General features: G+C 69.5%; 23 protein-coding genes and 3 pseudogenes. 18 read left to right on the forward strand and 8 right to left on the reverse strand.

All coding sequences use genetic code 11. The features are described 5' to 3' along the window. Positions 1-115: 115 nt before the first annotated feature. Positions 116-1651: an MFS transporter gene (locus IEJ02_RS07125; RefSeq protein ID WP_223863499.1), complete on the forward strand. Its 1536-nt coding sequence runs from the start codon at positions 116-118 to the stop codon at positions 1649-1651. An 82-nt stretch (positions 1652-1733) separates the two neighbouring features. Here the strand turns inward: IEJ02_RS07125 and IEJ02_RS07130 are convergent, their stop codons facing one another. Together IEJ02_RS07130 and IEJ02_RS07135 are read right to left on the reverse strand one after the other, a co-directional pair. Next, the gene (locus tag IEJ02_RS07130) at positions 1734-2081 is read right to left on the reverse strand and encodes a hypothetical protein (RefSeq protein ID WP_191063934.1); all 348 of its coding nucleotides are present in this window, start codon (positions 2079-2081) and stop codon (positions 1734-1736) included. Between the two features lie 308 nt (positions 2082-2389). Further along, positions 2390-2749: a hypothetical protein gene (locus tag IEJ02_RS07135; protein ID WP_191063935.1), complete on the reverse strand. Its 360-nt coding sequence runs from the start codon at positions 2747-2749 to the stop codon at positions 2390-2392. Between the two features lie 496 nt (positions 2750-3245). Between IEJ02_RS07135 and IEJ02_RS51030 the strand changes: the two are divergent. Beyond that, positions 3246-3479, forward strand: a pseudogene (locus tag IEJ02_RS51030) (IS5/IS1182 family transposase); the annotation flags it as partial. A gap of 89 nt (positions 3480-3568) precedes the next feature. On the opposite strand, the gene IEJ02_RS07145 reads toward IEJ02_RS51030, so the two are convergent. Next, on the reverse strand, positions 3569-4384 hold the full coding sequence (locus tag IEJ02_RS07145) for an SDR family NAD(P)-dependent oxidoreductase (protein ID WP_223863500.1): 816 nt from the start codon (positions 4382-4384) through the stop codon (positions 3569-3571). A 277-nt stretch (positions 4385-4661) separates the two neighbouring features. Here IEJ02_RS07145 and IEJ02_RS07150 point away from each other — a divergent pair, with 277 nt between their 5' ends. Continuing rightward, positions 4662-5570 (forward strand): LysR family transcriptional regulator, encoded by a 909-nt coding sequence (locus IEJ02_RS07150; RefSeq protein WP_191064046.1) that lies wholly within the window; start codon positions 4662-4664, stop codon positions 5568-5570. 26 nt (positions 5571-5596) lie between these two features. On the opposite strand, the pseudogene IEJ02_RS51035 reads toward IEJ02_RS07150, so the two are convergent. Then, positions 5597-5960: pseudogene (locus IEJ02_RS51035) on the reverse strand (Tn3 family transposase); the annotation flags it as partial. 231 nt (positions 5961-6191) lie between these two features. Here IEJ02_RS51035 and IEJ02_RS49785 point away from each other — a divergent pair. The 5 genes and pseudogenes from IEJ02_RS49785 to IEJ02_RS07175 form a co-directional block, all read left to right on the forward strand. After that, positions 6192-6320 carry a hypothetical protein gene (locus IEJ02_RS49785; RefSeq protein WP_263407918.1) on the forward strand — a complete coding sequence of 43 codons (129 nt, stop codon included), beginning with the start codon at positions 6192-6194 and terminating at the stop codon, positions 6318-6320. A gap of 120 nt (positions 6321-6440) precedes the next feature. Beyond that, a complete protein-coding gene (locus tag IEJ02_RS07160; RefSeq protein ID WP_089512095.1) occupies positions 6441-7433 on the forward strand; it encodes an aldo/keto reductase in 993 nt (330 codons plus the stop codon). Positions 7434-7604: 171 nt separating this feature from the next. After that, a protein-coding gene (locus tag IEJ02_RS07165) for an IS5 family transposase (RefSeq protein ID WP_370466993.1) occupies positions 7605-8407 on the forward strand; the annotation gives its coding sequence in 2 pieces (ribosomal slippage) (positions 7605-7946 and positions 7949-8407; 801 coding nt in all). Positions 8408-8549: 142 nt separating this feature from the next. After that, positions 8550-9752, forward strand: a complete 1203-nt coding sequence (locus IEJ02_RS07170) for an alpha/beta hydrolase (protein ID WP_191063937.1) — start codon at positions 8550-8552, stop codon at positions 9750-9752. A 273-nt stretch (positions 9753-10025) separates the two neighbouring features. Next, positions 10026-10837: pseudogene (locus tag IEJ02_RS07175) on the forward strand (IS110 family transposase); the annotation flags it as partial. Positions 10838-10896: 59 nt separating this feature from the next. Here IEJ02_RS07175 and IEJ02_RS07180 read toward each other — a convergent pair. Beyond that, positions 10897-11397 carry a TetR/AcrR family transcriptional regulator gene (locus tag IEJ02_RS07180; protein WP_317985747.1) on the reverse strand — a complete coding sequence of 167 codons (501 nt, stop codon included), beginning with the start codon at positions 11395-11397 and terminating at the stop codon, positions 10897-10899. A gap of 36 nt (positions 11398-11433) precedes the next feature. On the opposite strand from IEJ02_RS07180, the gene IEJ02_RS07185 reads away from it, so the two are divergent. Further along, positions 11434-11856, forward strand: a complete 423-nt coding sequence (locus tag IEJ02_RS07185) for an ester cyclase (protein ID WP_191063939.1) — start codon at positions 11434-11436, stop codon at positions 11854-11856. 184 nt (positions 11857-12040) lie between these two features. Here IEJ02_RS07185 and IEJ02_RS07190 read toward each other — a convergent pair whose 3' ends face one another. Beyond that, complete coding sequence (locus IEJ02_RS07190; protein ID WP_191063940.1) at positions 12041-12733, reverse strand: GntR family transcriptional regulator; 693 nt, start codon at positions 12731-12733, stop codon at positions 12041-12043. Between the two features lie 98 nt (positions 12734-12831). Here IEJ02_RS07190 and IEJ02_RS07195 point away from each other — a divergent pair, with 98 nt between their 5' ends. The 6 genes from IEJ02_RS07195 (at position 12832) to IEJ02_RS07220 (ending at position 18183) form a co-directional block, all read left to right on the forward strand. Next, positions 12832-13365 (forward strand): YbhB/YbcL family Raf kinase inhibitor-like protein, encoded by a 534-nt coding sequence (locus IEJ02_RS07195; RefSeq protein WP_191063941.1) that lies wholly within the window; start codon positions 12832-12834, stop codon positions 13363-13365. A 33-nt stretch (positions 13366-13398) separates the two neighbouring features. Beyond that, complete coding sequence (locus IEJ02_RS07200; RefSeq protein ID WP_191063942.1) at positions 13399-14295, forward strand: SCO6745 family protein; 897 nt, start codon at positions 13399-13401, stop codon at positions 14293-14295. Beyond that, on the forward strand, positions 14222-14677 hold the full coding sequence (locus IEJ02_RS51040) for a recombinase family protein (RefSeq protein ID WP_370466994.1): 456 nt from the start codon (positions 14222-14224) through the stop codon (positions 14675-14677). The genes IEJ02_RS07200 and IEJ02_RS51040 overlap by 74 nt, the downstream gene beginning before the upstream one ends. 61 nt (positions 14678-14738) lie before the next feature. Beyond that, complete coding sequence (locus tag IEJ02_RS07210) at positions 14739-15701, forward strand: amidohydrolase family protein (protein WP_223863545.1); 963 nt, start codon at positions 14739-14741, stop codon at positions 15699-15701. A 52-nt stretch (positions 15702-15753) separates the two neighbouring features. Continuing rightward, a complete protein-coding gene (locus tag IEJ02_RS07215; RefSeq protein ID WP_191063944.1) occupies positions 15754-17436 on the forward strand; it encodes a carboxylesterase/lipase family protein in 1683 nt (560 codons plus the stop codon). 132 nt (positions 17437-17568) lie between these two features. Beyond that, the gene (locus IEJ02_RS07220) at positions 17569-18183 is read left to right on the forward strand and encodes a TetR/AcrR family transcriptional regulator (protein ID WP_191063945.1); all 615 of its coding nucleotides are present in this window, start codon (positions 17569-17571) and stop codon (positions 18181-18183) included. 134 nt (positions 18184-18317) lie between these two features. Here the strand turns inward: IEJ02_RS07220 and IEJ02_RS07225 are convergent, their stop codons facing one another. Together IEJ02_RS07225 and IEJ02_RS07230 are read right to left on the reverse strand one after the other, a co-directional pair. After that, positions 18318-19193: an AfsR/SARP family transcriptional regulator gene (locus IEJ02_RS07225; RefSeq protein ID WP_191063946.1), complete on the reverse strand. Its 876-nt coding sequence runs from the start codon at positions 19191-19193 to the stop codon at positions 18318-18320. Positions 19194-19367: 174 nt separating this feature from the next. Next, positions 19368-19565 (reverse strand): hypothetical protein, encoded by a 198-nt coding sequence (locus tag IEJ02_RS07230; RefSeq protein WP_191063947.1) that lies wholly within the window; start codon positions 19563-19565, stop codon positions 19368-19370. A 180-nt stretch (positions 19566-19745) separates the two neighbouring features. Between IEJ02_RS07230 and IEJ02_RS07235 the strand changes: the two genes are divergently transcribed. Genes IEJ02_RS07235 through IEJ02_RS07245 form a run of 3 tightly spaced genes read left to right on the forward strand, consistent with a single transcriptional unit; the run spans position 19746 to position 23321 of the window. Continuing rightward, entirely contained in the window at positions 19746-20324 is a 579-nt protein-coding gene (locus IEJ02_RS07235; RefSeq protein WP_191063948.1) for a Pvc16 family protein, read from the forward strand. Continuing rightward, positions 20321-21046 (forward strand): carboxypeptidase-like regulatory domain-containing protein, encoded by a 726-nt coding sequence (locus IEJ02_RS07240; RefSeq protein WP_191063949.1) that lies wholly within the window; start codon positions 20321-20323, stop codon positions 21044-21046. Before IEJ02_RS07235 ends, IEJ02_RS07240 begins: the two co-directional genes overlap by 4 nt. A gap of 10 nt (positions 21047-21056) precedes the next feature. Continuing rightward, positions 21057-23321, forward strand: a complete 2265-nt coding sequence (locus IEJ02_RS07245; protein WP_191063950.1) for a phage tail sheath C-terminal domain-containing protein — start codon at positions 21057-21059, stop codon at positions 23319-23321. The last annotated feature ends 18 nt before the right edge of the window (positions 23322-23339 follow it).

A 23339-nucleotide genomic window follows, 5' to 3' on the forward strand; every position in this document is an offset into this window, starting at 1 on the left:
GCTGACCTCCATTGGTATACAGCGTGGTACTAGGGGATAGCAAAGACCGTACTTGTTGTTCGTGTTGGTACATCCTGATACTGAGGATATGTCAAACGAGGAGGCACTCGCGCCGATGCGAGCAATCGAAGAGACGGAGCATGGGGAGCCCGCGGCCGCCCCGGCGAGGCAGCGGTGGCTGGTACTGGCCGTGGTGTCGGGCAGCCTGCTGCTGTGCGGTATCGACCTCACCGTGCTGCACGTCGCCGTACCCAGCATGAGCCGGGAGCTCAAGCCCTCTCCCGCCGGGCTGCTGTGGATCGTCGACGTGTATTCGCTCACGCTCGCGGCCCTGCTGGTGACCTGCGGCACCCTCGGAGACCGGATCGGCCGGCGCCGCATGGTGCTCAGCGGCTTTGTCACCTTCGGCCTCGCCTCGGCAGCGGCCGCCTTCTCGACATCGACGGCGCAACTGATCGCCGCGCGCGCCGTGCTCGGAGTCGGCGCGGCGATGATCATGGCGTCCACGGTGGCGATCATCAGGGTCGTCTTCACCGACGACCGCGAACGGGCCGTGGCCATCGGCATCTGGACAGCCGCCCACAGCGTCGGCGCCACGATCGGTCCGCTGGCCGGCGGTCTGGTCACCGCGAAGTGGGGCTGGGGCGCGGTCTTCCTGATCAACGTCCCCGTGATCGTCGTCATCCTGGCCGTCGGCGCCCGGGTCATCCCCGAGTCCCAAAACCCCGTTCCCCGCCGCTGGGACCTGGCCAGTGTGGCGCTGTCCGTCACCGGCCTGGCCGGCGTGGTCTACGCCCTCAAACAGGCGGGCGAGCACGCCGGGGTGAACGGCGTCATCGTCACCACGGCCGTCGCCGGAAGCGTCCTGCTCTACGCCTTCGTACGCCGTCAGCGGCGCATCGCCGAGCCGCTGCTGGACTTCTCCCTCTTCCGTGAACGCCGCTTCACCACCGCCACCTTGTGCGTCATCGGCTGCTTCGGCTCTTACGTCGCCCTCCTGTTCTTCCTCACCCAGTGGCTCCAGCAGGTGGGCGAGTACTCACCGCTGCGCGCCGGACTCGCACTGATGCCACTGGCCGGCGCCAACGCCATCGGCGCTGTCACGGCGCCCTGGGCCGCGAACCGGTGGGGCAACCGGTGGGCGCTCACCGGGGCCCTCGCCCTTTTCGCCACCGCTCTCGCCGCTATGGCCGCCGTCGGCGACACCGCCCACTACGGAGTGCTGCTCGTGCCGCTGCTGGGCGCGGGATACGGCGCCGGCATCGTGATGACCCTGGGTGCCGATTCCATCATGAGCGCCGCGCAGCCGGAACGCTCCGGGGAAGCGGCCGCCATCCAGGAGACGTCTTTCGAACTCGGCGCGGGTCTCGGCGTTGCCGTCCTCGGCACCGTCCTGACGGCCGTGTACCGCACCGGTCTGCCCCAGGTACCGGGGCTCGGCCCGGACGGGCGGGCGACGGCCGAGGAGTCGTTCGCGGACGCCGCGGACCTCACCGAGGATCTTCCGTCCCAGACCGGGCAGGCGCTGCTGCGCGCGGCGCAACAGGCGTACGACCACGGCTTCACGACCGTGGTGGCCATCGCCGCGGCCGGGCTGGTCGTCACTGCCGTCATGGCGGCCGTCCTGTTGCGTCCGCCGAAGAGGAGTTGACCAGCGAGTGTCAGTGGATGCCGCAGCGTCGGCGTGTGGGTGTGTATCGGCGATTCCTCCCCGAAGGTTGAACATGCCGTGCTCAGCCAGGCGCACGCACTCTTCGAGCGGTGTCCTCTGTGCGCTGAACCGGGTGTCGGCGGACAGATGCGATCCCCGCCTCGCAGGAGGCGGGGATCGTCGGACGGCGCTCGTCGATGAGCTGCGCACGGGAGGCTGGGCCGTTGGCGGCGAGCAGCTGTTGGATGATCTCGGCCGGGGGCACCCAGGCCAGCGGAACGCCCTCCTGCATCAGCGCGATCATCTTCGAGTAGGCGAGGCGGCTGCCCCGCCAGTTGACGGGCGTCATCGCCTCCAGATGTTCCAGCGCCGGCTGGAGCGGGGCGATGGCCTCAGTCAGGTGATCCACCGTGGGGATGCGGATCTCCACCGGCGGCACGACCGCCGCTGCGGGGGTTCGCCGGCTCCTCTGCCGCGTTGGCGACCTCAAGCGCTGGGCGTGCAACCGGCCCCGCGCCGCGAACCACCGGGCTCGATTGATCGCCCCGGCCTGGCTCTGACGTCGTCGTTCGGCCTTGCCTGGACGGCTAGTGCTGGCCCCGATTCGTGAAGATCCGTGATGGCTTGAAGTGGCTCTTCCTGGTGACCGCTGCCTGGTCAAGGCCAGGCCCGAATGGGGCTGTTTCAAGCCGTCACTTCATATTTTGGGGCCAGCTGGGACGTCGTGTCGCACAGGTGTCAGCAGTAGGCGCGCAGCGCCCAGACGAGACTCCAGTTGATCTCGGTGGGACCTGAGTCGGCGGGCGCGACATGGTTCACGGAGCCGTAGTAGTCGAACATCTTGACTATGCCGCCTCCGGGAAGGCGGTTGTCCCAGTATCCGACGCCGCTCCAAGGCACCGATGCGGACTCGCCGCAGTGCAGGACGAGCTGGTCGCCGCTGCCGCTGGTGGCGCAGAACGCGTCGGGCACGGTGCACGGAGCCGCGGCCGCACGGCTGGTTGAGGAGCTGTCGGTAGCGGCGGCGCCGGTGGTCGTGCCTGTCAGCGCAGCGGCCGAGAGGGCGAGGACGGTGAGGGCGGTGCGTGTCTTGCGCATGTGTGCCTGCTTTCGTGTGGGTCCGGTTGCTGTGGTGGCAGCGTGCTGGAGCGGGTGTGGGAGAACCTGGGGCGAATCTTGATTGTGCCGGTGGTCGGCGGTGCGTACCACGATCGGGCACGCTGGCCTTGAGGCCGCTCTCGTCGACGCTCCTCTCGATGAGTGGGCGTATGAAGTGGGCGGTGAACCGGTCGTGGACCACCAGGAGTTCCCCAAGCGCCCCGACGCTGCGGAACTCGGGCGGGCCGTCGGGATGGGCGAGCGCGTAGTCCACGGCGGCCTTGAGGATGGCAAGCCGGGCCCGGTGCTCGAGGTACATGCACGCCTGGAGCTCAGGGTGCTTGCCGTTCCGGAGCGCCGCCTGGTAGCTCGGTCTGTCGCTCGCGGCCGTGTGCGGGTCGAAGCCTCCACCGTCGATTTCGCGTGCGTAGCCCAGGGCCAGTTTGGGGTGCTCCCTGTATGCGTCGTAGAGAAGCGCCAGCGACTCCTCCGGGGCCCTCGTCAGGGCCTGCCGTTGTCGATTGGCATCTCCGCCGCCGGCCTCCACGACAGGCAGGCCCTCATCCTGCTGGTCCGCGGCATCCCGCCCATCCGCTCACGCCGCGGTCCGCGACGCCGACGGTCCGGCGAGCTGCACGGAGACAAGGGATACGACTACCGGTAGCTGCGGCGATGGCTTGCTTCCCTTGGCATCCGGCACCGCCTCGCCTGCAAGGGCATCGAGTCATCTTGACACCTGGGCCGGCACCGCTGGGTCGCAGTGTTCCCATGGGGTCCCGCGGAGCGGGTCTGCGGACTCCGGCGTTGTCAGGGTGAGTGTCAGGTTCGCAGGCCGCCGGAGGCGGTGAGGCGCTCTCCGGTGACCCATGCGGCGTCGTCGGAGGCGAAGAAGACCGCCGCCCGCGCCAGGTCCTTGGGCTGACCGATACGGCCCAGGGGGGTGCGCCCGATCATGTCCGTCTCGGCGTCGCTGCCGATGAAGCCGGCCGCGTGGATGCCTTCCGTCTCCACACCGCCAGGGGCCAGGGTGTTGACTCGGACCCCGCGAGGGCCGAGCTCGGCGGCCAGGACTCGCGTCAAGGCATCGACGGCGCCCTTCGTCGCGGCGTACACCGACATCCCTGGCACGGCGCGGGCGCTGTCCAGCGATCCGATGTTGATGACCGACCCGCCGTCGGGCCCGAAGTACTTAAGGGCTTCCTGGATCGTACGGATCGGTCCGGTCACGTTGACGGAAAGCTGATGGTCGATCTCCTGCTGCGTGACGGTCTCCAGCGGCTGTGCGTGATAGACGCCGGCATTGTTGACGAGGATGTCGAACCGGCCGTACGCGTCTACGGTCCTGGCGAGGAGGCGCTCAACATCCGCACGCACCGACACGTCGCCCTGCACGGCGATCGCGGTCCCCCCTCGCGCCTGGATGTCCCGCACCACCCGCTCGGCGTCGGCGGCACTGGAGGCGTAGTTGACCACGACCGACGCTCCGGCCGCAGCGAATTCCCGCGCGATGCCCGCCCCGATGCCCTTGGAAGCACCCGTCACGAGCGCGACCTTTCCCGCCAGTCTCGAATCGGCGTTCTTCGGCGATACTCCGTCGCCGCGGCCAACGTCTGTCTGATTTGCCATGATTGCCATTCCCGTCCATGTTGGTGAGCGTCCGGGTGACGCGGGCCTCCGGGGCAACTGCCCGGGATCCAGGCGATGCGTTGTCGAACAGGACCCGCCGGGCGGCCTCGCCGCGACGGGCCCCTCACGGGCGCGCCCGTACCGGTTCCCGCCCTGATGGCCACCGCTTTCGGCGGCGGCGATCCACCGGACATGCACCACGGTAGGATCCGCGAGACATAGAGACAAATAGTGTCATCACATATTGGAGATTGGCATTGCCTATGTCACCGGGGAGTGGAAACGGATGAACCTGCGGCAATACGAATACGCTCTGGCTGTGGCCGAAGAAGGCTCCATGACGGCGGCTGCTGAGCGTCTGCGCGTCACGCAGCCGTCCTTGTCACAGCAGATCGGCGCTCTGGAAAAGCACCTCGGTGTGCAGCTGTTCACTCGGACATCGGGCGGGGTCACAGTGACCATGGCCGGACGCGCCTTCCTCGCCGAGGCAGAGATCGCGACCACCGCGTCCCGCAGAGCCGTCCTGGCTGCCCGTGCCGCCTCCGGGGAACTGGCCGGTGAACTCATCATCGCCGTCCACATGGGCCTGGGAGCACGGCAGCTCCCTCTGGCACTGGGCCGGCTCCGCCACCGCCACCCGAAACTCCAGGTCATTCTCCACGAGGAGCCCGATCCAGCGGATATGGAACGGCTGGCCCGCCACGGAACGCTCGACATGGTCCTCGTCCACCGCATCCCCGCCGGCTGCACATTCGACATCCACCCCCTGGGCGAGGAGACCTACGTCGCCGTCCTGCCCGAGGGACACCCGCTCCTCGCCAGCGGCAGGGCCCTGCGCATGGCAGACCTTGCGACACAGGGATGGGTGCGCTTCCGCCGCGCCAGCCTGCTCGACGAATACCTCGCCCGCCTGCTCGCCGACGCGGGCATCAGCCCGCCCACGGTGGCCCGAGCGTCACAGATCTCCACCGCCGTGCGACTGGCAGCCCAGGGCTTGGGCGTCACCGTGGTTCCGGCATCGGCCGTGCCCGAAAGCTTCGAACAGCTAGCCCGCCCGTTCCTGCCTTCCCTGACCGAACCCGTCATCGTCGGTACACGCCGCCACCCGGGTTCGGCGGAGGCAGCCGTGCTCGACCACCTCCGTCAGCAGAACTGGTGCGGCACCAGCGTCCTCGCCCCGCATACCGCCCTCTGAGCCGAGGGCCTCACTGGTCGTCGGCCGCGCGCTTGTCCCCCAGGGGCCGTAGGCCGCCGGGCAGGCCGGGGAGCTGGAAGGAACGCCTGTTCGGCGCCGGTCCAGGAGAACACCTCCAGCAGTTCCTCGGGCAGGTCCACCCTCGGCAGCATCGTGTTCACTGCGGCCCGCAACTCCAGCAGGGAGGCCGGTTCGGGTTCCGGCTCCGGGACCGCGAAGTGCAGGCGCCGTCGTCGTCGAAGGCGATCTGCGCGTTGTCCTTGAGCCGGGCGACGACCTCCCGGTAGGTGCCGTCCAGCAGCGCGGCCGGATACCCGCCAGCCTCCCTGGGCAGGTTCAGCGAGGCAAGCCGGTCGGCCTTGTCTGCTGCCACGCCTGGCCGGCCAGCAGCCACTCCCAGGGCTACGACTACCGGCACCTGTGCCCTCGGCCTGGTGTTGAACGCGGTCGTGCTGTTCAACAGGTGCACGATGTCGAGGACGAGGACGACGAACTCGGGTAGGGGCCACTGCGCAGGCCGGCCCCACCGGCAGACGTGCTGTGAGCGGTCGCCGCAGGCTTTGATGGCGGGAACTGTCGGGGCGGTGGTCTGGGCACTCTTACGGCTTCGCCGCCTTCGACGTGGACTCGGGCGGCGGCGGGCCCACCACCGCGATGCACGTCACCTACTACGCGGTGTCCGGGCCCCGTGGCGACCTGTTGCCGGTGGACCGTTTCACCCTCACCCTCACCCGCTCCCGCCGCGCCTGACCCGCCGGCGGGGGCCGGTCCTCCGGCTTGACTTCGAGCGCGCTCCAAGTCCTAGTTTCGGAGGCGTTCGTCAGTGCTCAAGGTACCGCCCGGTCCGCCGGGCAGGAGGAGTATCCGCGCATGATCACCCGAACCACGCTCGGCTCGCCGGGTCTCACCGTCAGCGCGATGGGCCTGGGGTGCATGGGGATGAGCGAGAGCTATGGCGCCGCCGACTGGGACGGCGGCCTGGCCACCATCGACCGGGCCCTGGAGCTGGGTATCACGTTCCTGGACACCGCCGACGCCTACGGTACCGGGCACAACGAGGTGCTGGTGGGCCGGGCCATCCACGGCCGCCGGGACCAGGTGCAGCTGGCCACCAAGTTCGGCATCGACCGCAGCGCCGGCGACCGGGCACGCCGCATCCGCGGTGCCCGGGACTACGTGCTGCGCTCCTGCGACGCCTCGCTGCTGCGACTGGGCGTCGAGGTGATCGACCTGTACTACGCCCACCGCCCGCCCCAGGACGTGGAGATCGAGGAGACCGTCGGGGCGATGGCCGAGCTGGTCGAGGCGGGCAAGGTCCGCCATCTGGGCCTGTCCGAGGTCGACGGCGAGCTGCTGCGCCGGGCGCACGCGGTGCACCCGATCACCGCGGTGCAGAGCGAGTACTCGCTGTGGACCCGCGACGTCGAGGCGGTCACCCCGGTGATGGCCGAGCTGGGGGTCGGGCTGGTGCCGTACTCGCCGCTGGGGCGGGGGTTCCTGACCGGCACCCTGGACCGCTCCACACTGGGCGAGAAGGACTTCCGGCGCACCAACCCCCGCTTCGCCGGCGAGGCGGGCGAGGCCAACGAGAAAATCGCGCAGACCGTGCGCGAGGTGGCCGACCGGCTGGGTGCCACCCCGGCCCAGGTGGCGCTGGCCTGGGTGTACGCCCAGGCCGAGCGGCTCGGGGTGGCGGTGGCGACCATTCCGGGCACCCGCAGCCCGGCCCGGCTGGAGCAGAACGCGGCCGCGCTGGAACTGACCCTGGACGCCGAGGCACTGGCCGCGCTGGACCCGCTGAGCGACCAGGTGATGGGCGAGCGCTACACCCCCGCGCACACCGCTGAGGTCGCTCGGGGTTAGCCGGTGGGCTCGACGCGCACGAGGTCATTCGTAGGATCGGTGGGCCCGGGGCTCCGGGTTTGGCTCAGTGCCTGTCGCCGTCGGATGGCTCCAGAAACGTGGCCGCCCGGAGCCCGCGACGACTCGACCGCTAAGACGATGTCTTGATTGGCTGTGGTTCGTTGTCGTGGCATGGGCATAGTTGAACGGCTGGTGCCGGACCGGCTGTGGGAGATCTTCCAGGACGTGGTGCCGGAGCCGCCGGTGCGTGCGCAGGGTGGCGGCCGACGGCGGTGTGATGACCGCGCCGTGCTGGCGGCGATCATCTTCGTCGCCATGTCAGGCTGCACCTGGCGGCAGCTGCCGCCGGTCTTCGGTGCCTCCTGGCAGACGGCGCACCGGCGCTTCACCGACTGGTCCACCGCCCGGGTGTGGGCAAAGCTGCACCGTGTGGTGTTGGACCGGCTGGGCGCCAACGGCAAGTTGGACTGGTCGCGCTGCGTGATCGACTCGGTTAGTGTCCGGGCAGTCAAAGGGGGGCTTTGACCGGACCGAATCCGACCGACCGGGGCAAGCTCGGGTCGAAGGTCCATGTCATCTGTGACCGCAACGGGTTGTCGATCTCGGTCGGCATCTCCGGCACCAACCTGCACGACAGCCAGGCCTTGATACCGCTGATGCGCGGCATCCCGTCGATCCGCTCCCGCTATGGCCCGAGGCGGCGCCGTCCGGCCAAGTTGCATGCGGACAAGGCCTACGACTTCGCCCACCTGCGCAGTTGGCTGCGACGCGGACAGATCGTGCCGCGCATCGCCCGCTACGGCGAGGAGAGCTTCAGTCGCCTGGGCCGGCACCGCTGGGTGGTCGAGCGCACGATGTCCTGGCTTAACGGATGCCGCCGCCTACACCGTCGCTATGAACGCAAAGCCGAGCATTTCCTCGCCTTCGTCGGCATCGCCAGCACCCTTATCTGCTACCGACGGTACACCAACTGACACGGCGTCTGAACGGGCGGACCAAACCGGGAAAGAGGCTGGTGCTACGTTGTCTCCACGCCCTGTACACATCAATCAGCTGTGCCATAGGCTGACGCGTCCGTGTTCTGCGGTCCGCGGCGGTGCGGCGGGGGGAGTGACAGTGCCGGTCACCCAGGTGATCAGCGGCAGCGGGATGCTCGCGTTCATGACCCTGCTCGCGCTGCGCCCACCGCGACCGCGGCGCACGACTCCCTTTACCCTGAGCTTCTTCCTCACGTTCCTGATCAACGAGCAGCCGTTCCTCGCTCTGTACGTCCTGGCGGCCGGTGCGGTACCGCCTCTGGTGGCCGGAGAGGCAGGAACGCCGACTTGGTGGCTGGGCGCGGGCGTAGCCGCGGGCACGGCGGCCGGCGTGCTGGTGCTTGCGGTGCGGGCCCGAACCGCCCGACCCCGGCTGACTGCTGCGCTGCAACGGGCGCTCGGCCCGCAGGTGGTGCCGCAGCGCCGGCGGCGCGGCCTGTGGCCCCTCATGCGCCTGCTGGTGCTGCCTCTGATCTCCTACCGGTTGGACGTTCGTCGGGCGGCCAACCTGCGCTATGGCGACGCGGGCCGCGGCCACCTGCTGGATGTATACGTTTCTCGCTCGGGGGCGGCAAACGCGCCGGTCCTGGTTTACCTGCACGGCGGGGGCTTCCGCATCGGCAGCAAGATGTTCGGCGCGCGCCCCCTGCTCTACCAGCTCGCTAGCCGGGGCTGGGTGTGCGTGAGCGCCAACTACCGGCTGGGCGGCGGTCTGGACTACGCCGACCGGCTTGCTGACGTGCGGCAGGTCATCCGGTGGGTGCATGAGAACGGCGCGGCCTACGGAGCCGACCCGTCCGCGTTGTTCCTCGCCGGCGGCTCTGCCGGGGCACACCTGGCGGCCACGACGGCCCTCACTGCATCAAGTGCGCCGGGCCGGCCGGACGGCGAAGAGACCAACCCTCCGGTGGCGGGGGTGATCGGCTTCTACGGCTACTACGGGCAGGCCGATGCTGGCGCTGACTCCACTCCGCTGGCGCATCTTCACCCCGGCGCCCCGCCGTTCCTTATCGTCCACGGCACGCTGGACACGCTCGTCCTGGTCGAGGACGCCCGCCACTTCGCGTCCGAGCTCAAGCAGGTTTCCGCCAAGCCGGTGGTCTATGCCGAGCTTCCCGGCACACAGCACAACTTCGACTTCTTCCCTTCGCTGCGGTTCCACGCCGTCGCCGACGCAGTCGAGGACTTCACCGCCTGGGTTCGCAGCGACGGCGCTAACGCACCGACGCCTCGGGGCGCAGTGCCCTACGGCCAGGAAGGCGATCCGGCCGGGCACGCCTAGAGATCGAGGATGACTGGTCGAGCGCACAATGTCCTGGCTTGACGGATGCAACCGCCTACACCCTACGAATGCAGAGCCGAGCATCTTGACCGCCTTCGTCGCATCACCAGCCCCCTCATCTGCTACAGCCGGTGCACCAACTGAGACGATGTCTCATTGGGATACGCGACTCCATCGCTTCGTAGGACAGTGTCGGCGAGGTCGTCTGCAGGGTGAACGTGACGACGAGCCGGCGGAGGTGAAACCGTGCCCGAGATCTGGGCCGGATGAGACATCGGCAAGGAACACCACCACTGCGTGGTTATCGACGAGAAGGGCGAGCGACTCCTCTCCCGGCGGGTCCTCAAGGACGAAGCGCAGCTCCTGGAGTTGATCGCCGACATCCTGGCTCTCTCCGAGGACGTGCTCTGGGCCGTTGACATCAACCGCGGCGGCGCCGCTCTGGTCATCGGCCTGCTGCTCGACCACGACCAGCCGATGGTCTACCTGCCGGGCCTGGCCGTGCACCACGCCTCAGCTGCCTACCGGGGCCAGGGCAAGACCGGCGCGTAGGACGCGCACGTCATCGCCGACCAGGCCCGGATGCGCCGCGACCTAGGCGTCCTGCGGCCCGGTGACGAAGTGGCCGTCGACCTGCGACTCCTCATCACCCGCCGCACCGACCTGGTCTGCGACCGCACCCGGCAGATCAACCGGCTCCGGGCCCAGTTGCTGGAGATCTTCCCCGCCCTCGAACGCGCCCTGACTCTGACCAACCAGGGCCCGGTCATGCTACTGACCGGCTACCAGACGCCGGCGGCGATCCGCCGCACCGGCGCCAAACGCATCGAGACCTGGTTGAAGAACCGGAAGGTCAGAGGCACCGCCGAACTGGCCCGTGCAGCGGTCGAAGCTGCCCAGGCCCAGCACACGCCCTGCCCGGTGAGAAGGTGGCCGCGACTCTCGCGGCCCGCCTGGCGAAGGGGGTGATTGCCCTCAACGAGGAGATCGCCGAAGTCGACGCACTCATCGGGGCCCGGTTTCATCAGCACCAGCACGCGGAGGTAATCAACAGCTTGCCCGGTATGGGACCCCGGCTCGGGGCAGCGGTCCAGAGCGTGTGTATTCGAGGACGCGGCGGAAGTCAGCGTCGCGCTTGCCGCTTTCAGCGGACGCTGTCGGCCGGCGCCGAGGGAGTGTCCGTGCCCTGCCTGACCAGGAGGACGAGCCGCTCTGCTTGAGTGGCGTCGGTGGCGGTCAGGGCGATCCCGTTGGCCAGGGCGAGTAGTTCCGATGGGTTGAGGCCGGCGCGGACAGCACCGACGCTTTGTGCCCGGGTGAGCAGTGCGGACGCGGCCGTGTGCATCGAGTGGTGCCAGTGGTCGAACAGCGCGGAGCGCTGACCTGTGCGGTCATCGGTGATCGACAGCGCCAGTTCCCGCTTGGCTGCCACGTGTGCGATGAAATCCTGAAGCCAGCCGAAGAGGGCATCGCCGGCAGGATCCTCGGCCAGCAGGGACTGGCTCCGGGCGCAGAGCTCGGCCACTTCCTCGGAGTAGACGGCGATGATCAGTTCGCGGCGCGTCGGGAAGTGCCGATGCATCGTGGCGTTGCCGACGCCGGCCCGGCGGGCGATGTCGTCGAGCGGGGCGTCGGAGCTCCCCACTTGCTGCCTATGTGTCCCCACCGGAGGAGATTCCGTATGCCGCAGGGAGCAGAGGACACCGCAGACCCGGGACCTGGAGAGATTCACCGGCGCGTCGTCGAGAGCTACGGGCAGATCCTGGAAGGCCGGCCCGATGAGGCCCTGGAACTGATCGACCCCGAGGTCGTCGACCACCGGGGAGGCACCCAAGGCGATCACCGAGGACGTGATGCCCGGCGGCAGAAGTGGGAGCGGATGAGCGCGGGCAGCGCGTTCCACGACGTCTCGGTGACGATCGAGCAGAACGTCGTCTGCGGCGACACCTCCGTCAACCGGTACACCAGCCGGGGCACCCACACGGACACCGGCCGACGCTACGAGGTCCTCAGCATGGACATGGTCCGCATCCGCAACGGTCGAATCGTCGAGCACTGGGCCCTGCGCGACGCCGACGCCATGCGCGACCAGTTGGGCCTGTGAAGGACCCTCATACGTCTGGGAGGGGCAGATGATGGCCGTCGCACCCCATGGGAACCTCGCCCGATGGCAGGAGGCCTTCGACAACCTCATGGGCCGGATTGCGGTTCTGGACCCACGTGAACCCCTACGGCCGGTTCGAGCTGGACATGAATTCCCACCTCGACCTCACTGTTGTGGCGTAAGCCTAGGTGGCCTGACCTGAATCGTCGGTCAGAGCAGCCGCGGTCAAGGTGAGGTGCTGGACCAGGACCGCGGCTGCGGTGTCGGCGTCGCGGGCCAGCACCGCCTCCTCCAGCATGTGGTGTTCCTTGGCGCCGTCCCGGTCGGGGTTGCGGTGCGCCGACCAACGGCGGGCCAGCTCGCTCGCGGTCCACAACCGGTCGAAGGTCTCCAGCAGCGCGCGGTTGCCACACCCCTCCAGCAACGTACGGTGGAAGGCCCGGTGAGCCTCGGCCCAGGCGCCGGTGTAGTACTCGCCCTCCTCCGGCACGTACGCCGGAGTGCGCACCAGACGATGGTGGGCGGCCCGCACGCGGGCCTCCCAGTCGACGTCGCCGCGCTCGATGGACATGCGCAGGACGACCGGTTCGACGGTCCGACGGGCTTCCGCGATCTCCTGCCAGCGGCGGTCGGAGAAGGACGGGACCGCGAAACCGCGGTTGGGCAGCCGGTCGGCGAGCCCCTCGCCGACCACCCGCACGAGCGCCTCGCGCACCACAGCCAGGCTCACGCCCTGCTCCCTGGCAAGATCCTGCGGCTTGAGGGGGGCGCCGGGGGAGTAGTCCCCGCGCATGATCGCGTCCCGCAGGTGTGCGTAGACCTGCTCGGAAAGCATCTGCTTCCCCGGCGGGGTCGAGGAGTGCGCCGTCTGAGTCATGAGCCCATCCTAGACGATCCACGGGATAATCGATTATCCGTGTTACTGTCGATTCAGTAGCCGATGAGGGCACCCTCGTCCGGAAAGGAACGACCGCTGTGCCTGCCAACGACCCCTTCGCCCGCCTCCCCCGGGCGGCCTCGTTCACCGTCACCAGCACCACCGTCACCGACGGCGCCGCGTGGCCGCCCGAGCAGTACTCCTCCGGCCTGCCCGGCGGGAAGGACACATCCCCGCAGCTGTCCTGGAGCGGCGCCCCGGACGGCACCAAGAGCTATGCCGTCACCGTCTACGACCCCGACGCCCCCACCGGGTCCGGGTTCTGGCACTGGGCGGTCGCTGACATCCCCGCCACGGTCACCGAGCTGCCCGAGGGCGCCGGCGACGACACCGGCTCACATCTGCCCGAGGGCGCCTACCAGTTGCCCAACGACGCCCGCGTGGCCCGCTACATCGGCGCCGCCCCGCCGGCCGGACACGGCACGCACCGTTACTTCGTCGTGGTGCACGCCCTCGACATCCCCTCGACAGGCGTCCCGGCCGACGCCACACCGGCCGTCCTCGGCTTCACCATGGCCGGTCACACCCTCGGACGCGCGGTGTTGATCGCCACTGCCGAAACACCCGCCTGACAGCGCCGCCCGACTCCCGGAGACACCACCGCCATGCACCTCGACGCCCTTCCCGACTCCGCCCGTACCGGCGGCGGCCCGATGGACCTGAACGCCGTCCGCGCCGTCAGCCGCGCCGTCAGCGCCGCCCACCTGTTCATCTATCTTGCCCCCGAGACCGCCGAGGAGGCGGCCGAGCTCGGCGTGACCGACCGCGGGCCGGCGTATCTGGCCTTCCGGTCGGCCGCGATGGGCGCGGTTCCGTGGCAGGTCACGCTGGCGGCCTTTTACAACTTCAGCCCGCGGGCAGTGCGGGCCATGGCGGGCGTATGGGACGCCGCGCCGCCGGAGCGGTGGCAGGTCGCCCGCTTCCTGGCCGCCGGCCGTGCGATGCGGCGCGTCAACGTACATCTCACGGATGACCACCTTGCCGAGGCGCGCTCGCTGATCGACCCGGTCGTCGCCGGTGCCGACTACGCCGGCAAGGTGCTGGCCGCCGCGAACGCCTCGGTCGCGCTTCCCCCCGATCCTCTCGTCGCACTCTGGCAGCAGATCACGGTGGCGCGCGAGTGGCGCGGCGACGCCCATCTCGTCGTACTCGCCGACAACGGCCTCGGGCCCTGCGACTGCCTCGTTCTGCACACCGCAACCGGCCGCCTCCCCACAGCTCTCGCGAGAGCGACCCGCCAGTGGGACGACGAGGAGTGGAGCGCGGCGACGGCACGCCTCGTCGCGCGCGGCTGGCTCGACTCCAACGCTATGGTCACCGACGCCGGCAGTGCGGCACGCGAGCGCATTGAAGTGGAGACAGACGAGCACTGCGCCGCGCTGTGGGCGCCGATCGGCAACGCGGGCGCCCGCCGCTTCGCCTCGCTCATTGCGCCGATCACCAACGCGTTCACCGCAGCAGGGACGTTTCAGGCCGTTCGCGGACAGTCTGATCTCGCATAAACGGTCCTTTGCTGGAGCAGCGTCGACCCGGACCTGCCGAGCGCGGACATCCGCATCGGACGGCATCGACGACCCCACCGGGCCCGGCAAGCTGCTGTTCGCGTTCTTCGCCGCGATGGCGGAGACCGAGCGAGAGAACATCCGGGAGTCGACGCTGGAGGGGCTCGACACCGCGGCCCGCAAGGGCAAGCACGGCGGCCGGCCGCCGGTCATCACCGACGACATGCTCCACACCGTCCTGCGGCGCCGCGCGGGCGGTGAGTCCGTCCACCGGTTCCAGGTCTTCGTCAATCACCACCGTCGACAAGGACGTGTTCACCGTGGCGTGGTCGGGGCGCTGGGTCAACGGGCTCGGTACTCGGCAGGCATGCGCGACCCCTGACTGTACGTACGTACAGTCAGGGGTTAGGGTGGCAGGCCCAGGAGAAAGGTTGTGCGGCATGATGTCCGACTTGATCGACGTGCACGCGCATTTCACCCCGCCCACCACTCCCGAAGAACGGAAAACGCGGTGGCATGCCATGCGAGCGGAGCAGTTCCTCGCACCGGCTCCCTACCACTGGACGGTCGAGGCGACGCTGGACTACATGGAGCGCGCCGGCGTCGCGATGCAGTTGCTGAGCAACATCCCCAAGACCCTGGACGCCCTTCGCGCGTCCAACGACTACGGCGCGTTCCTCGTGTCGGAGCATCCCTCGAGGTTCGGCCTGCTCGCCGCTCTGCCCACCGACGACCCGGCCGCCGCGCTCACCGAAATCGAGCGCGCCGGCGGCGACCTGCAGGCGGACGGGTTCGCGGTGACCTGCATGTACAACGGAGTCTCCCTCGGCGACGCGAGCCTGGAACCGGTGTGGGCCGAACTCGACCGCCGCGGCGCGACCGTGTTCGTCCACCCGGACGCCTACGCTCCCGCGTTCATGGGCCGCCCCAGCCCACTGCTGGAGGTCGCCTTCGAGACCGCCCGCACCATCGTCGACATGCTGTACGCAGGCGTCTTCCGCCGGTTTACGAACATGCGGGTGATCGTCGCGCACTGCGGCGGCGCGCTTCCCGCCCTGGCGGGGCGCCTGCATCTGCTGGGCGCGGAAGCCTGGGTACCGAACCCCGGCGAACTCGACCAGGGCGAGATCCGGGACCACCTCGCCCGGCTGTATCTGGACACCGCCGCCACCGGCACCGCCCACACCCTCGCACCGGCCCTGGCCATGACCACCCCAGACCACCTCGTCTATGGCTCGGACAGCGGCGTGCCGTGCAGCACGGAAACGACGCTGGAAGCCAACCGGCATGTCCTGGCGGACTTCACCGGACTTCCCCGCGAACAACTCGAGGCCATCGGCCACAACGCTCTGCGCCTGTTTCCGATGGCTGCGGCCCGGCTCGGTCGGCAGGTCGCGGCGGCCTGATGGCGCGCGCGTCGAGAAAGGCTCGACCCGCACCCCGAAGGAGGAGGAAACCATGCACATGATGGACGCGCAGGGGGTTGTGCGGGTGGCGACCGGACTGCTCCGCGGAACCCCGGAGGAGGGCGTCGTCGTCTACCGCGGCGTGCCCTTCGCCCAGCCGCCAGTCGGGCCGTTGCGGTTCCGCTCACCGCTGCCGCCCGAGCGGTGGTCGGGCATCCGGGACGCCAGCCGCCCGGGCCCCGCCTCGTACCAGTTCAACTCCGACAATCACAGCGATGTCGAGCGCATCGTCCGGGACATCGACCCCGGCGTGCCGGGCATCATGGCGTGGCCCGGCTACACGAACGCGACCTACCGCCACAACCACGCGGCGGAGGACTGCCTGTACCTCGACATCTGGGTGCCGGAGTCGGCTCCGCGCGCAGTCCTGCCCGTCTACGTCTACTACCACGGCGGCGCGAACGCGGTCAGCTCCGGTTCGTTCGAGCTGGAGCGGGGCGCGAACCTGGCCCGCGAGGCCAACATGATCGTGGTCCGGCCGAACTACCGGATGGGCGCTCTCGGCTGGGTCCACTTCGGTCTCCTGGGCGGTGGTCTGCCGGAGGCGGTGAACCTCGGCGTGCAGGACCAGTTCGCCGCGCTGAAGTGGGTGCACGAAAACATCGAGGCGTTCGGCGGCGACCCGGAGAACATCACGATCGGCGGGGAGTCCGCCGGAGCCACCGCGGTCTCGCACCTGCTGACCAACCCGAACGCGCATCCCTACTTCCGGCGCGCGGTGCTGCAGTCGCTGTCCCCCTTCAATCTCTGGTGCACACAGCAGCGGCCGGATGCCGTCACCGTCGCGCGGATGTACCTCGACCTCCTGCGCATCGACGACCCGACGCGACTTAAGGACATCGACCCCAACCGGCTGCTGGCCGTGCAGAACGTGCTGACCCGCTACTTCGATCCGGACCGGCATGTCGCCTGGCGTCCCTTGGGCGCCGTCGTCGAGGGGGACTGGGTGCCGCAGGCCCCGGCACTGCATCTGTCGGAGAACATGGTCGCCAAGCCCGGCCTGGAAGTGGCCATCGGTTTCGCGAAGGACGAGTGGCAGTTCTTCCGCGGGCATTCGGAGACGGTCAGCCGCGGATCCCGGCGGGACGTGCTGGGCGTCCTGGAACAGGTCTTCGGTGCGGACGGTGCCGAGGAGGTGTACAGGCGATTCCACGAACTTCGCCCGGACCATGCGCCCGGCCTGCTGCTGTCGGACATCATGTCCTTCGAGTTCTTCAAGCTGTCGTCGCTGGCGATCGCGCGGAACCTCAGCGCGCAGCGGATCCCCGTGCACCTGTTCCAGTTCTCCTACGACCTGCCCGGCCTCGGCGGTCGGCTCCGCGCCGTGCACACCGGGGACATCCCTTTCCTGTTCCGCAACCACTCCGAACGCGACCTCGCCTGGTGGCCGGCCTTCGACGGGGCGGACCGGGAGGACGTACGACAGGTCAGCGGGCGGATGGGTGAGCTCTACGCGTCCTTCATCCGCAGCGGCGACCCAGGAGCCCGGTGGCCGCGATTCGACGCGGAGGACGGGAACGTCCTCTGGTTCGGCCGATCCGTCGAGCCGAGGCCCGGCCTGCTGAAGCGGGAGTGGGACATCTTCCAGGAACGCGGCTTCGGCACCGTGCGGTCGGTGGAGAGGGTGCTCGTCGACAACGTACGGGCAGCACTGGCGAGCAGGTCGGCCGCCTAGCGGGCGGACGGAGCATCCGCTCCTCGTATCGCAAGGGAGCCATGCGTGGCCCGGACGGCGTCGCTCGGCGACGCCGGTGCCATACTCGAGCCGAAGCGCGCAGAAATGAGGGATGGCCAGGTGGGCGATTCGATGGCCGGTCGGAGCGAGACGAGCGGCGGCCGACGGCAGGCGATCATACGGGCCGCCGAACGCCTCTTCGCGCTGGAGGGCTATCACGGCGCGACGATGCGCCAGATCGCCGAAGAGGCGGGTGTCAAGCTGTCCCTCGTCGTCTACCACTTCACCTCGAAGCTCGGACTGTACTCGGCACTCTTCGAGGAGCGCCGGTACGTCAACGACGAGCGGTTGGCGCGTCTGAAGGCGATCCCCGACCTGCGCGCCGACGACGCCGTCGAACAGATCGTCAGCTCCTTCACCGATCCGGTTCTCGCGCTGCACGACGACCCGGACGACGTCTGGTTCGCCCGTCTCGTACTGCGCGAGGCCTCCGACCCGTCCAGCCAGGAGCGACCGGTCATCCGGGACCAGTTCGACCCGCTGGCCCGCCAGTTCGTCGAAGCGCTCAGCATCGCGCTGCCGGACAAGCCCGCCGGGTTCCACCACTGGGCGTACCTGTACTCGGTGGGAGCCCTCACCCAGAGCGCGTTCGACACCCGCGTGCGCAACATCGCCGACGAGCCCGGCTACGAACACAAGCACGCTCTCCTGCGGTCCTACATCACCGCCGCCCTGCGGTACGGCTGATCCAGCCCGGCCCGACCGGGTTCACATTGACTTCATGTGCGTCCACACACCCCGTGTGCCCCCGAAGACAGCCGACACACAGACCTAACGGAGTCCCACTAGCCCTGTGTGGAACCTCCTGAACGAGCCATGGGTCACGCGGGCACGGTGCCGGCCGGGGCCGAGGTGTCCGTGCCCGGCACCGGGACCTCGCTCGCCGGATGGCAGACGATCCGACGTGTCGGGAGCTCCGGAGCGGCGCCTCCGCTCCCGGAGGGCGTCGGTGTGGCCGCGCCCCCGCTTCCGGAGGGGGCCGGTATGGTGGCGTCCCCGCCCCCGGAGTGAGCCGGCACCAGGTTCCTCAGCGTCTGGGAGGGCTCCAGGCCCAGCTCCTCGAGCAGCACCCGGCGGCATTGCTCGTACTGCCGCAGCGCCGCGCCCCTGTTGCCGGCGGCGAGATGCGCGTTCATGAGTACGCGATGAGCGCTCTCCCGCAGGGGTTCCGCGCGTACGGCGGCGAGTCCGGCGGCGACGGCCTCGCCATGGCGGCCCGCCGCCGTCAGCCGTTCGGTCATGGCCTCCAGGGCATACAGCCGGAGTTCATGGTATTGCTCCTGCTCGACCAGCACCCACTCGTTCTCCGACCACTCCGGTAAGAGATCGGCCGAGAGATCCTCCCGGGTCCGCGCGGTGAGGATGTCATCGCACGGCCGCGACATATCGAGCAGCCGGTGCGCGCGCGTCGCCGCCACGTGGATATCCACGTCGATGTGTTTGCAGATCGCCAGTTCCTGCGCGGAGGCGTCGATGACCTGATGCCCCGTGCGTGTGGCGCGCCATAACGACGACCGGAGATTGGCGTTGGCGCGGGAGGCCGTGACATCCGGCCACAGCATCCCGGCCACATAGGTCCGGCTGCGTGGCATGTTCTGGAGGGCGAGGAACGCGAGCAGGCGCTGGGCGCTGGAGGATATGGGAACGCGATTCTGATCGACCGACAACGCGAAACTCTTGAGCAGTCTCAACGTCATGACGTGGCCTTCTGCGCTCATCGGCCCCCCGGGCGATATCGGCTCCAGTGACCCATCCCGTGCGTCCCGTCGGGATGCCCTAAAACCATGTTACGAGCAGATCATGATCGTGTGTCCGGTCTTCCCGCAAAAGGACGCTATATGGCCGGCCATCACCGAAACGTCGCGGCAACGTCACCCCTCCGGCTCGAGCAACTGGTCGAGCCAGGCGCGCACGGCCGTGAGCACATCGTCGACCGCGCTCACCGCGCTCGGGGCCGTCTGATGCCCGCCCCCGGTCGGCACGATGCGCGCACGGAACCCATCCGGCCTGCCGCCTTCCACCCAGACCCGGAGGATCAGGACACCGGTCCGTTCCGAGGGGATTTCCATGGAAGGAGAATATGCCCGTCGGTGTCACCTCGGCGTTGTCGATGTGTGTCCGGGCTCGTCATCGGCGGTCACGAAAACGCACCGGTGACGTTCGTGTGATGTGCGTATCGCGGTCTGGCCACGCCGGTCCCGGCATCCTCTCGGAGCACGCTTTCGAGCGCGGAGAGGGGGAGCATTCGCATGGGCGACTTCGGCGTCATCGCCGACGTCTCCACGGTCATCGTGGACAGCCTGACCCAGGCCCTGCGCGGGCTCAGCCAGGTGGAACCGCCGATCGCGGAACTCAACGACCTCTCCGAGACGGTCCAGACACCACCGCCCAAACTCACGGTGTTCCTCTACGAGATCGCCGAGGACCCCACCTCGCGCAACCGGCCGCCGGTGCGCTCCCAGCCACCCGACCCACCGACCACCCGCAAGCCGCCGATGGCCCTGCTGCTGCGCTACCTGATCACCCCCTGGGGCGGTGACCAGGCCACCCAGCACCGGATGCTCGGACGGGCCCTCCAGACGTTCTACGACGACGCCATCCTGGACGGCGCGCAGCTGTCCGGCAGCCTGGCGGCGAGCACCGACGCGCTCCACCTCAGCCTCACCCCGCTCACCTTGGACCAGAAGTCCTGGGTCTGGTACGCGATCCAGAAGCCGTACCGGCTGTCGCTCAACTACGAGGTCCGCGTGGTCAACCTGGACTCCGCCGTCGAGACACCGGTCCACCCGGTGCACAGCCGGGTCATCAGCGGGGCGGGGCTGCCATGAGCCGCTTCCTGCCGCTGGAGCGGTCGACGCTCTACAGCCCGGCCTGGTTCATACCCTTCGACGACTACGCTCGGCGGGTGCGCGCCGCCGGGGTCACCGTCCAGCTGGACCGCTACGACGACGGCGACTGGCTGCCGTTGGACGACACGGCGGTGCGCACCCCCAGCGCCGCCTTCGTCTATCCGGGTCTCGGCCGCTGCGCCGAGCCGTGGGCGGCCCGGCCGCGGCGCCACCGGGCCCGCTTCACGGCCCCGGGCTACCAGCCGCTGTACCCGGCCGACGGACAGCCGTTCTCGGCCGCTCTGGTGGGCGTCGAGTTCCTGGTGCACCCGCATGACGACGGCCACCCGCCGCCGGTGGTGACCGAGCCCCGGCTGGTCCGGCTGCTGCCAAGCGTCTCCTTCCCCTATCCGCCGGGGCTGCGCACGGTGCACGGCGCCGTGGTCGACGCGGCCACGAAGGCGCCCATCGCCAATGCGCTGATCGAGGCCAGGGGACAGACCAGCCGGGACCTGACGCCATGGCACGAGCGCACCCTGTCCGACGCCGCGGGCGCCTTCCGGCTGGCCCTTCGGTGGGAGGGCGAGAAGGCCGACGAGCACGCCGTCGAGGAGACATTCCGCCTCCAGGCCACCGAGCGGCCGGGCCGGTCCGGATCGCTGGTCGTGCGGCTGCCCCAGGACACCGAGCGCCGGCACGTCATAGAGATCCGCGATAGTTAAGGAGCCGTCCATGGCGGAGTATCTGAGCCCCGGGGTCTACATCGAGGAGATCGACGCGGGCCCACGGCCGATCGCGGGGGTGAGCACCAGTACGGCCGGAATGGCCGGGGTCACCGTGCGCGGTCCGTACACCGGCAAGCCCAAACTGGTCACCAACTTCCTGGAGTTCCAGAACACGTTCGGCGGGTTCGTCCCCGAGCCGGACGCCTCGATCCGGGACACCTGGGCGGGCGATCCGGCCGAGGGCGGCCGCTGGTGGCTGTTCCCACTGGCGGTCAAGGGCTTCTTCGACAACGGCGGCCAGCGGCTGTACGTCAAGCGGGTCGCCAGCAAACAGGCGACACCGGCCTCGCGCGTCCTGGGCCACGGCCTGGTGAGCCCGGTCGCCCGTGACGCCGCCAAGGGCGCCACCCGCCTGGAACTCGGCCACCTGATCGGCTTCACCGGAGTCGGGCAGCAGATCCAGATCTTCCGTGGCGACGACCAGCAGTCGATCCACACCGCCGGTGTCGCCGCGTACGACGCGACCGCCCACCGGATCGAACTCGACGCCGCGCTGCCCGCGGAGGTCAGGACGGCCCGCGGCGACTACGTGCAGATCGGGACGCGCAGCGCGGAAGAGACACTGGGGTTCACCGCCGTCAGCCCCGGCTCATGGGGCGGCGGCGTCCAGGTGCGGATCCAGCCCACGGCCTCGGCCGCGCTACCGGTGCTGCCGGATCCGCAGGAGGGCGCTCTGTTCGTCACCCAGCTGGCCGCGGACGCCGCCGCGGACAGCGAGACGGTCGAGGTCGCCGCGCGGACCGGGCTCGACCCCGACGACCTGCCCGCCGACGTCTGGGTGCAGATCGGCTCCGGCCGGTTCAAGGTCCAGCTCGGTCAGCCCGCGGACGGGAAGGTGACGCTGACCCTGCCTTCGGCTACGTCCCATGAGGCGTGGCGCAAGGGGCTGCTGGTGCGCCGGGTGCGCCGGGGCAACACCTCGGCCGGGCCGGCGCTGCGGGTCGGCGGGGCGAGCAGGCTGTACACGGGCGCCGTCATCCAGCTCGACGACGGCACCAGTCTGACCATCCGCACCGTCCAGTCGGTCGCCGACGACCTCGTCACCTTCGACGGGAACGTGCCCGGCACGCTGTTCGAAACCGACCGGCTGCATCTGATCGAGGCGCAGGTCGACGCCCGGTTCACCGACCCGTCCGGGGCCCAGGTGACGGAGACGTTCGCCAACCTGAGGCTCACCGGCGACGCGCCGTCGAACCTGGTGACCACCCTGGCCGCCCGCTCGCAGCTGGTGCGGGCGACCGCGCTGTCCGGCCTGTCCGCCGACCCGGCGAAGTTCCCCGTGCCCGCGATCGGCTCATGGGTGACCCTGGAGGACGGCGATGATGCCTACGGGAGCCTGAGCGTGGCCGACTTCGTCGGCGAGGACGGCGGCAGCGGCAAGCGCACCGGGATCGCCGCGCTGGAGGACATCGACGAGGTGGCCGTCTGCGCGGTGCCGGGCATGTGGTCGGGGACGGTCGAATCGGCCCTGGTCACCCACTGCGAGCTGCTCAAGGACCGGTTCGCGATCCTCGATCCGCAGGACGGCCTGGACATCGAGGGCGTCCAGGCGTTCCGTGAGCGGTTCGACACCAAGTACGCCGCGCTCTACCACCCGTGGCTGGTCACCCGCGACCCGTCGGCGGGCCGCGACATCGAGGTGCCGCCCTCGGGTCACATGGCCGGGATCTACGCGCGCGTGGATGTGGAGCGGGGAGTGCACAAGGCGCCGGCCAACGCGGTCATCCGGGGCATCCGGCTGACCGACGGCATCGCCCAGGACATCACCAAGCGCCATCAGGACGTGCTCAACCCCAAGGGCATCAACGCGCTGCGGTTCTTCCCCGGCCTCGGCCACCGGGTCTGGGGCGCGCGCACGCTCTCCTCGGACAGCTCGTGGAAGTACGTCAACGTCCGGCGACTGTTCCTCTATCTGGAGGAGTCGATCGAGGAGGGCACCCAGTGGGTGGTGTTCGAGCCGAACGACGAGGCGCTGTGGTCCCTGGTCCGCCAGACGGTCACGAACTTCCTCACCACGGTCTGGCGCACCGGCGCGCTCGCCGGCACCACCGCCGACGAGGCGTTCTTCGTCGCCTGTGACCGCACCACGATGACCGAGGACGACCTCGCCAATGGCCGGCTCATCTGTGTCATCGGCGTCGCGCCGGTCTTCCCGGCCGAGTTCGTGATCTTCCGGATCCAGCAGAAGACCCGCGAGACCCAACTCGCCTGAGTGCCCGAGGGAGCCCAC

It is taken from the genome of Streptomyces sp. 5-10 (genome assembly GCF_014712245.1).
GTDB lineage: Bacteria > Actinomycetota > Actinomycetes > Streptomycetales > Streptomycetaceae > Streptomyces > Streptomyces violaceusniger.

What these genes read in the sequence shown, in the direction of transcription:
- IEJ02_RS07160 (WP_089512095.1), top strand. Translation starts at nt 6,441, where the DNA reads ATGATCACCCGAACCACGCTCGGCTCGCCGGGTCTCACCGTCAGCGCG.
- IEJ02_RS07230 (WP_191063947.1), bottom strand. Translation starts at nt 19,565, where the DNA reads ATGGAAATCCCCTCGGAACGGACCGGTGTCCTGATCCTCCGGGTCTGG.
- IEJ02_RS07145 (WP_223863500.1), bottom strand. Translation starts at nt 4,384, where the DNA reads ATGGCAATCATGGCAAATCAGACAGACGTTGGCCGCGGCGACGGAGTA.
- IEJ02_RS07235 (WP_191063948.1), top strand. Translation starts at nt 19,746, where the DNA reads ATGGGCGACTTCGGCGTCATCGCCGACGTCTCCACGGTCATCGTGGAC.
- IEJ02_RS07150 (WP_191064046.1), top strand. Translation starts at nt 4,662, where the DNA reads ATGAACCTGCGGCAATACGAATACGCTCTGGCTGTGGCCGAAGAAGGC.
- IEJ02_RS07125 (WP_223863499.1), top strand. Translation starts at nt 116, where the DNA reads ATGCGAGCAATCGAAGAGACGGAGCATGGGGAGCCCGCGGCCGCCCCG.
- IEJ02_RS07210 (WP_223863545.1), top strand. Translation starts at nt 14,739, where the DNA reads ATGTCCGACTTGATCGACGTGCACGCGCATTTCACCCCGCCCACCACT.
- IEJ02_RS07135 (WP_191063935.1), bottom strand. Translation starts at nt 2,749, where the DNA reads ATGCGCAAGACACGCACCGCCCTCACCGTCCTCGCCCTCTCGGCCGCT.
- IEJ02_RS07240 (WP_191063949.1), top strand. Translation starts at nt 20,321, where the DNA reads ATGAGCCGCTTCCTGCCGCTGGAGCGGTCGACGCTCTACAGCCCGGCC.
- IEJ02_RS07220 (WP_191063945.1), top strand. Translation starts at nt 17,569, where the DNA reads ATGGCCGGTCGGAGCGAGACGAGCGGCGGCCGACGGCAGGCGATCATA.
- IEJ02_RS07215 (WP_191063944.1), top strand. Translation starts at nt 15,754, where the DNA reads ATGCACATGATGGACGCGCAGGGGGTTGTGCGGGTGGCGACCGGACTG.
- IEJ02_RS07225 (WP_191063946.1), bottom strand. Translation starts at nt 19,193, where the DNA reads ATGACGTTGAGACTGCTCAAGAGTTTCGCGTTGTCGGTCGATCAGAAT.
- IEJ02_RS07245 (WP_191063950.1), top strand. Translation starts at nt 21,057, where the DNA reads ATGGCGGAGTATCTGAGCCCCGGGGTCTACATCGAGGAGATCGACGCG.
- IEJ02_RS07185 (WP_191063939.1), top strand. Translation starts at nt 11,434, where the DNA reads ATGCCGCAGGGAGCAGAGGACACCGCAGACCCGGGACCTGGAGAGATT.
- IEJ02_RS07200 (WP_191063942.1), top strand. Translation starts at nt 13,399, where the DNA reads ATGCACCTCGACGCCCTTCCCGACTCCGCCCGTACCGGCGGCGGCCCG.
- IEJ02_RS07190 (WP_191063940.1), bottom strand. Translation starts at nt 12,733, where the DNA reads ATGACTCAGACGGCGCACTCCTCGACCCCGCCGGGGAAGCAGATGCTT.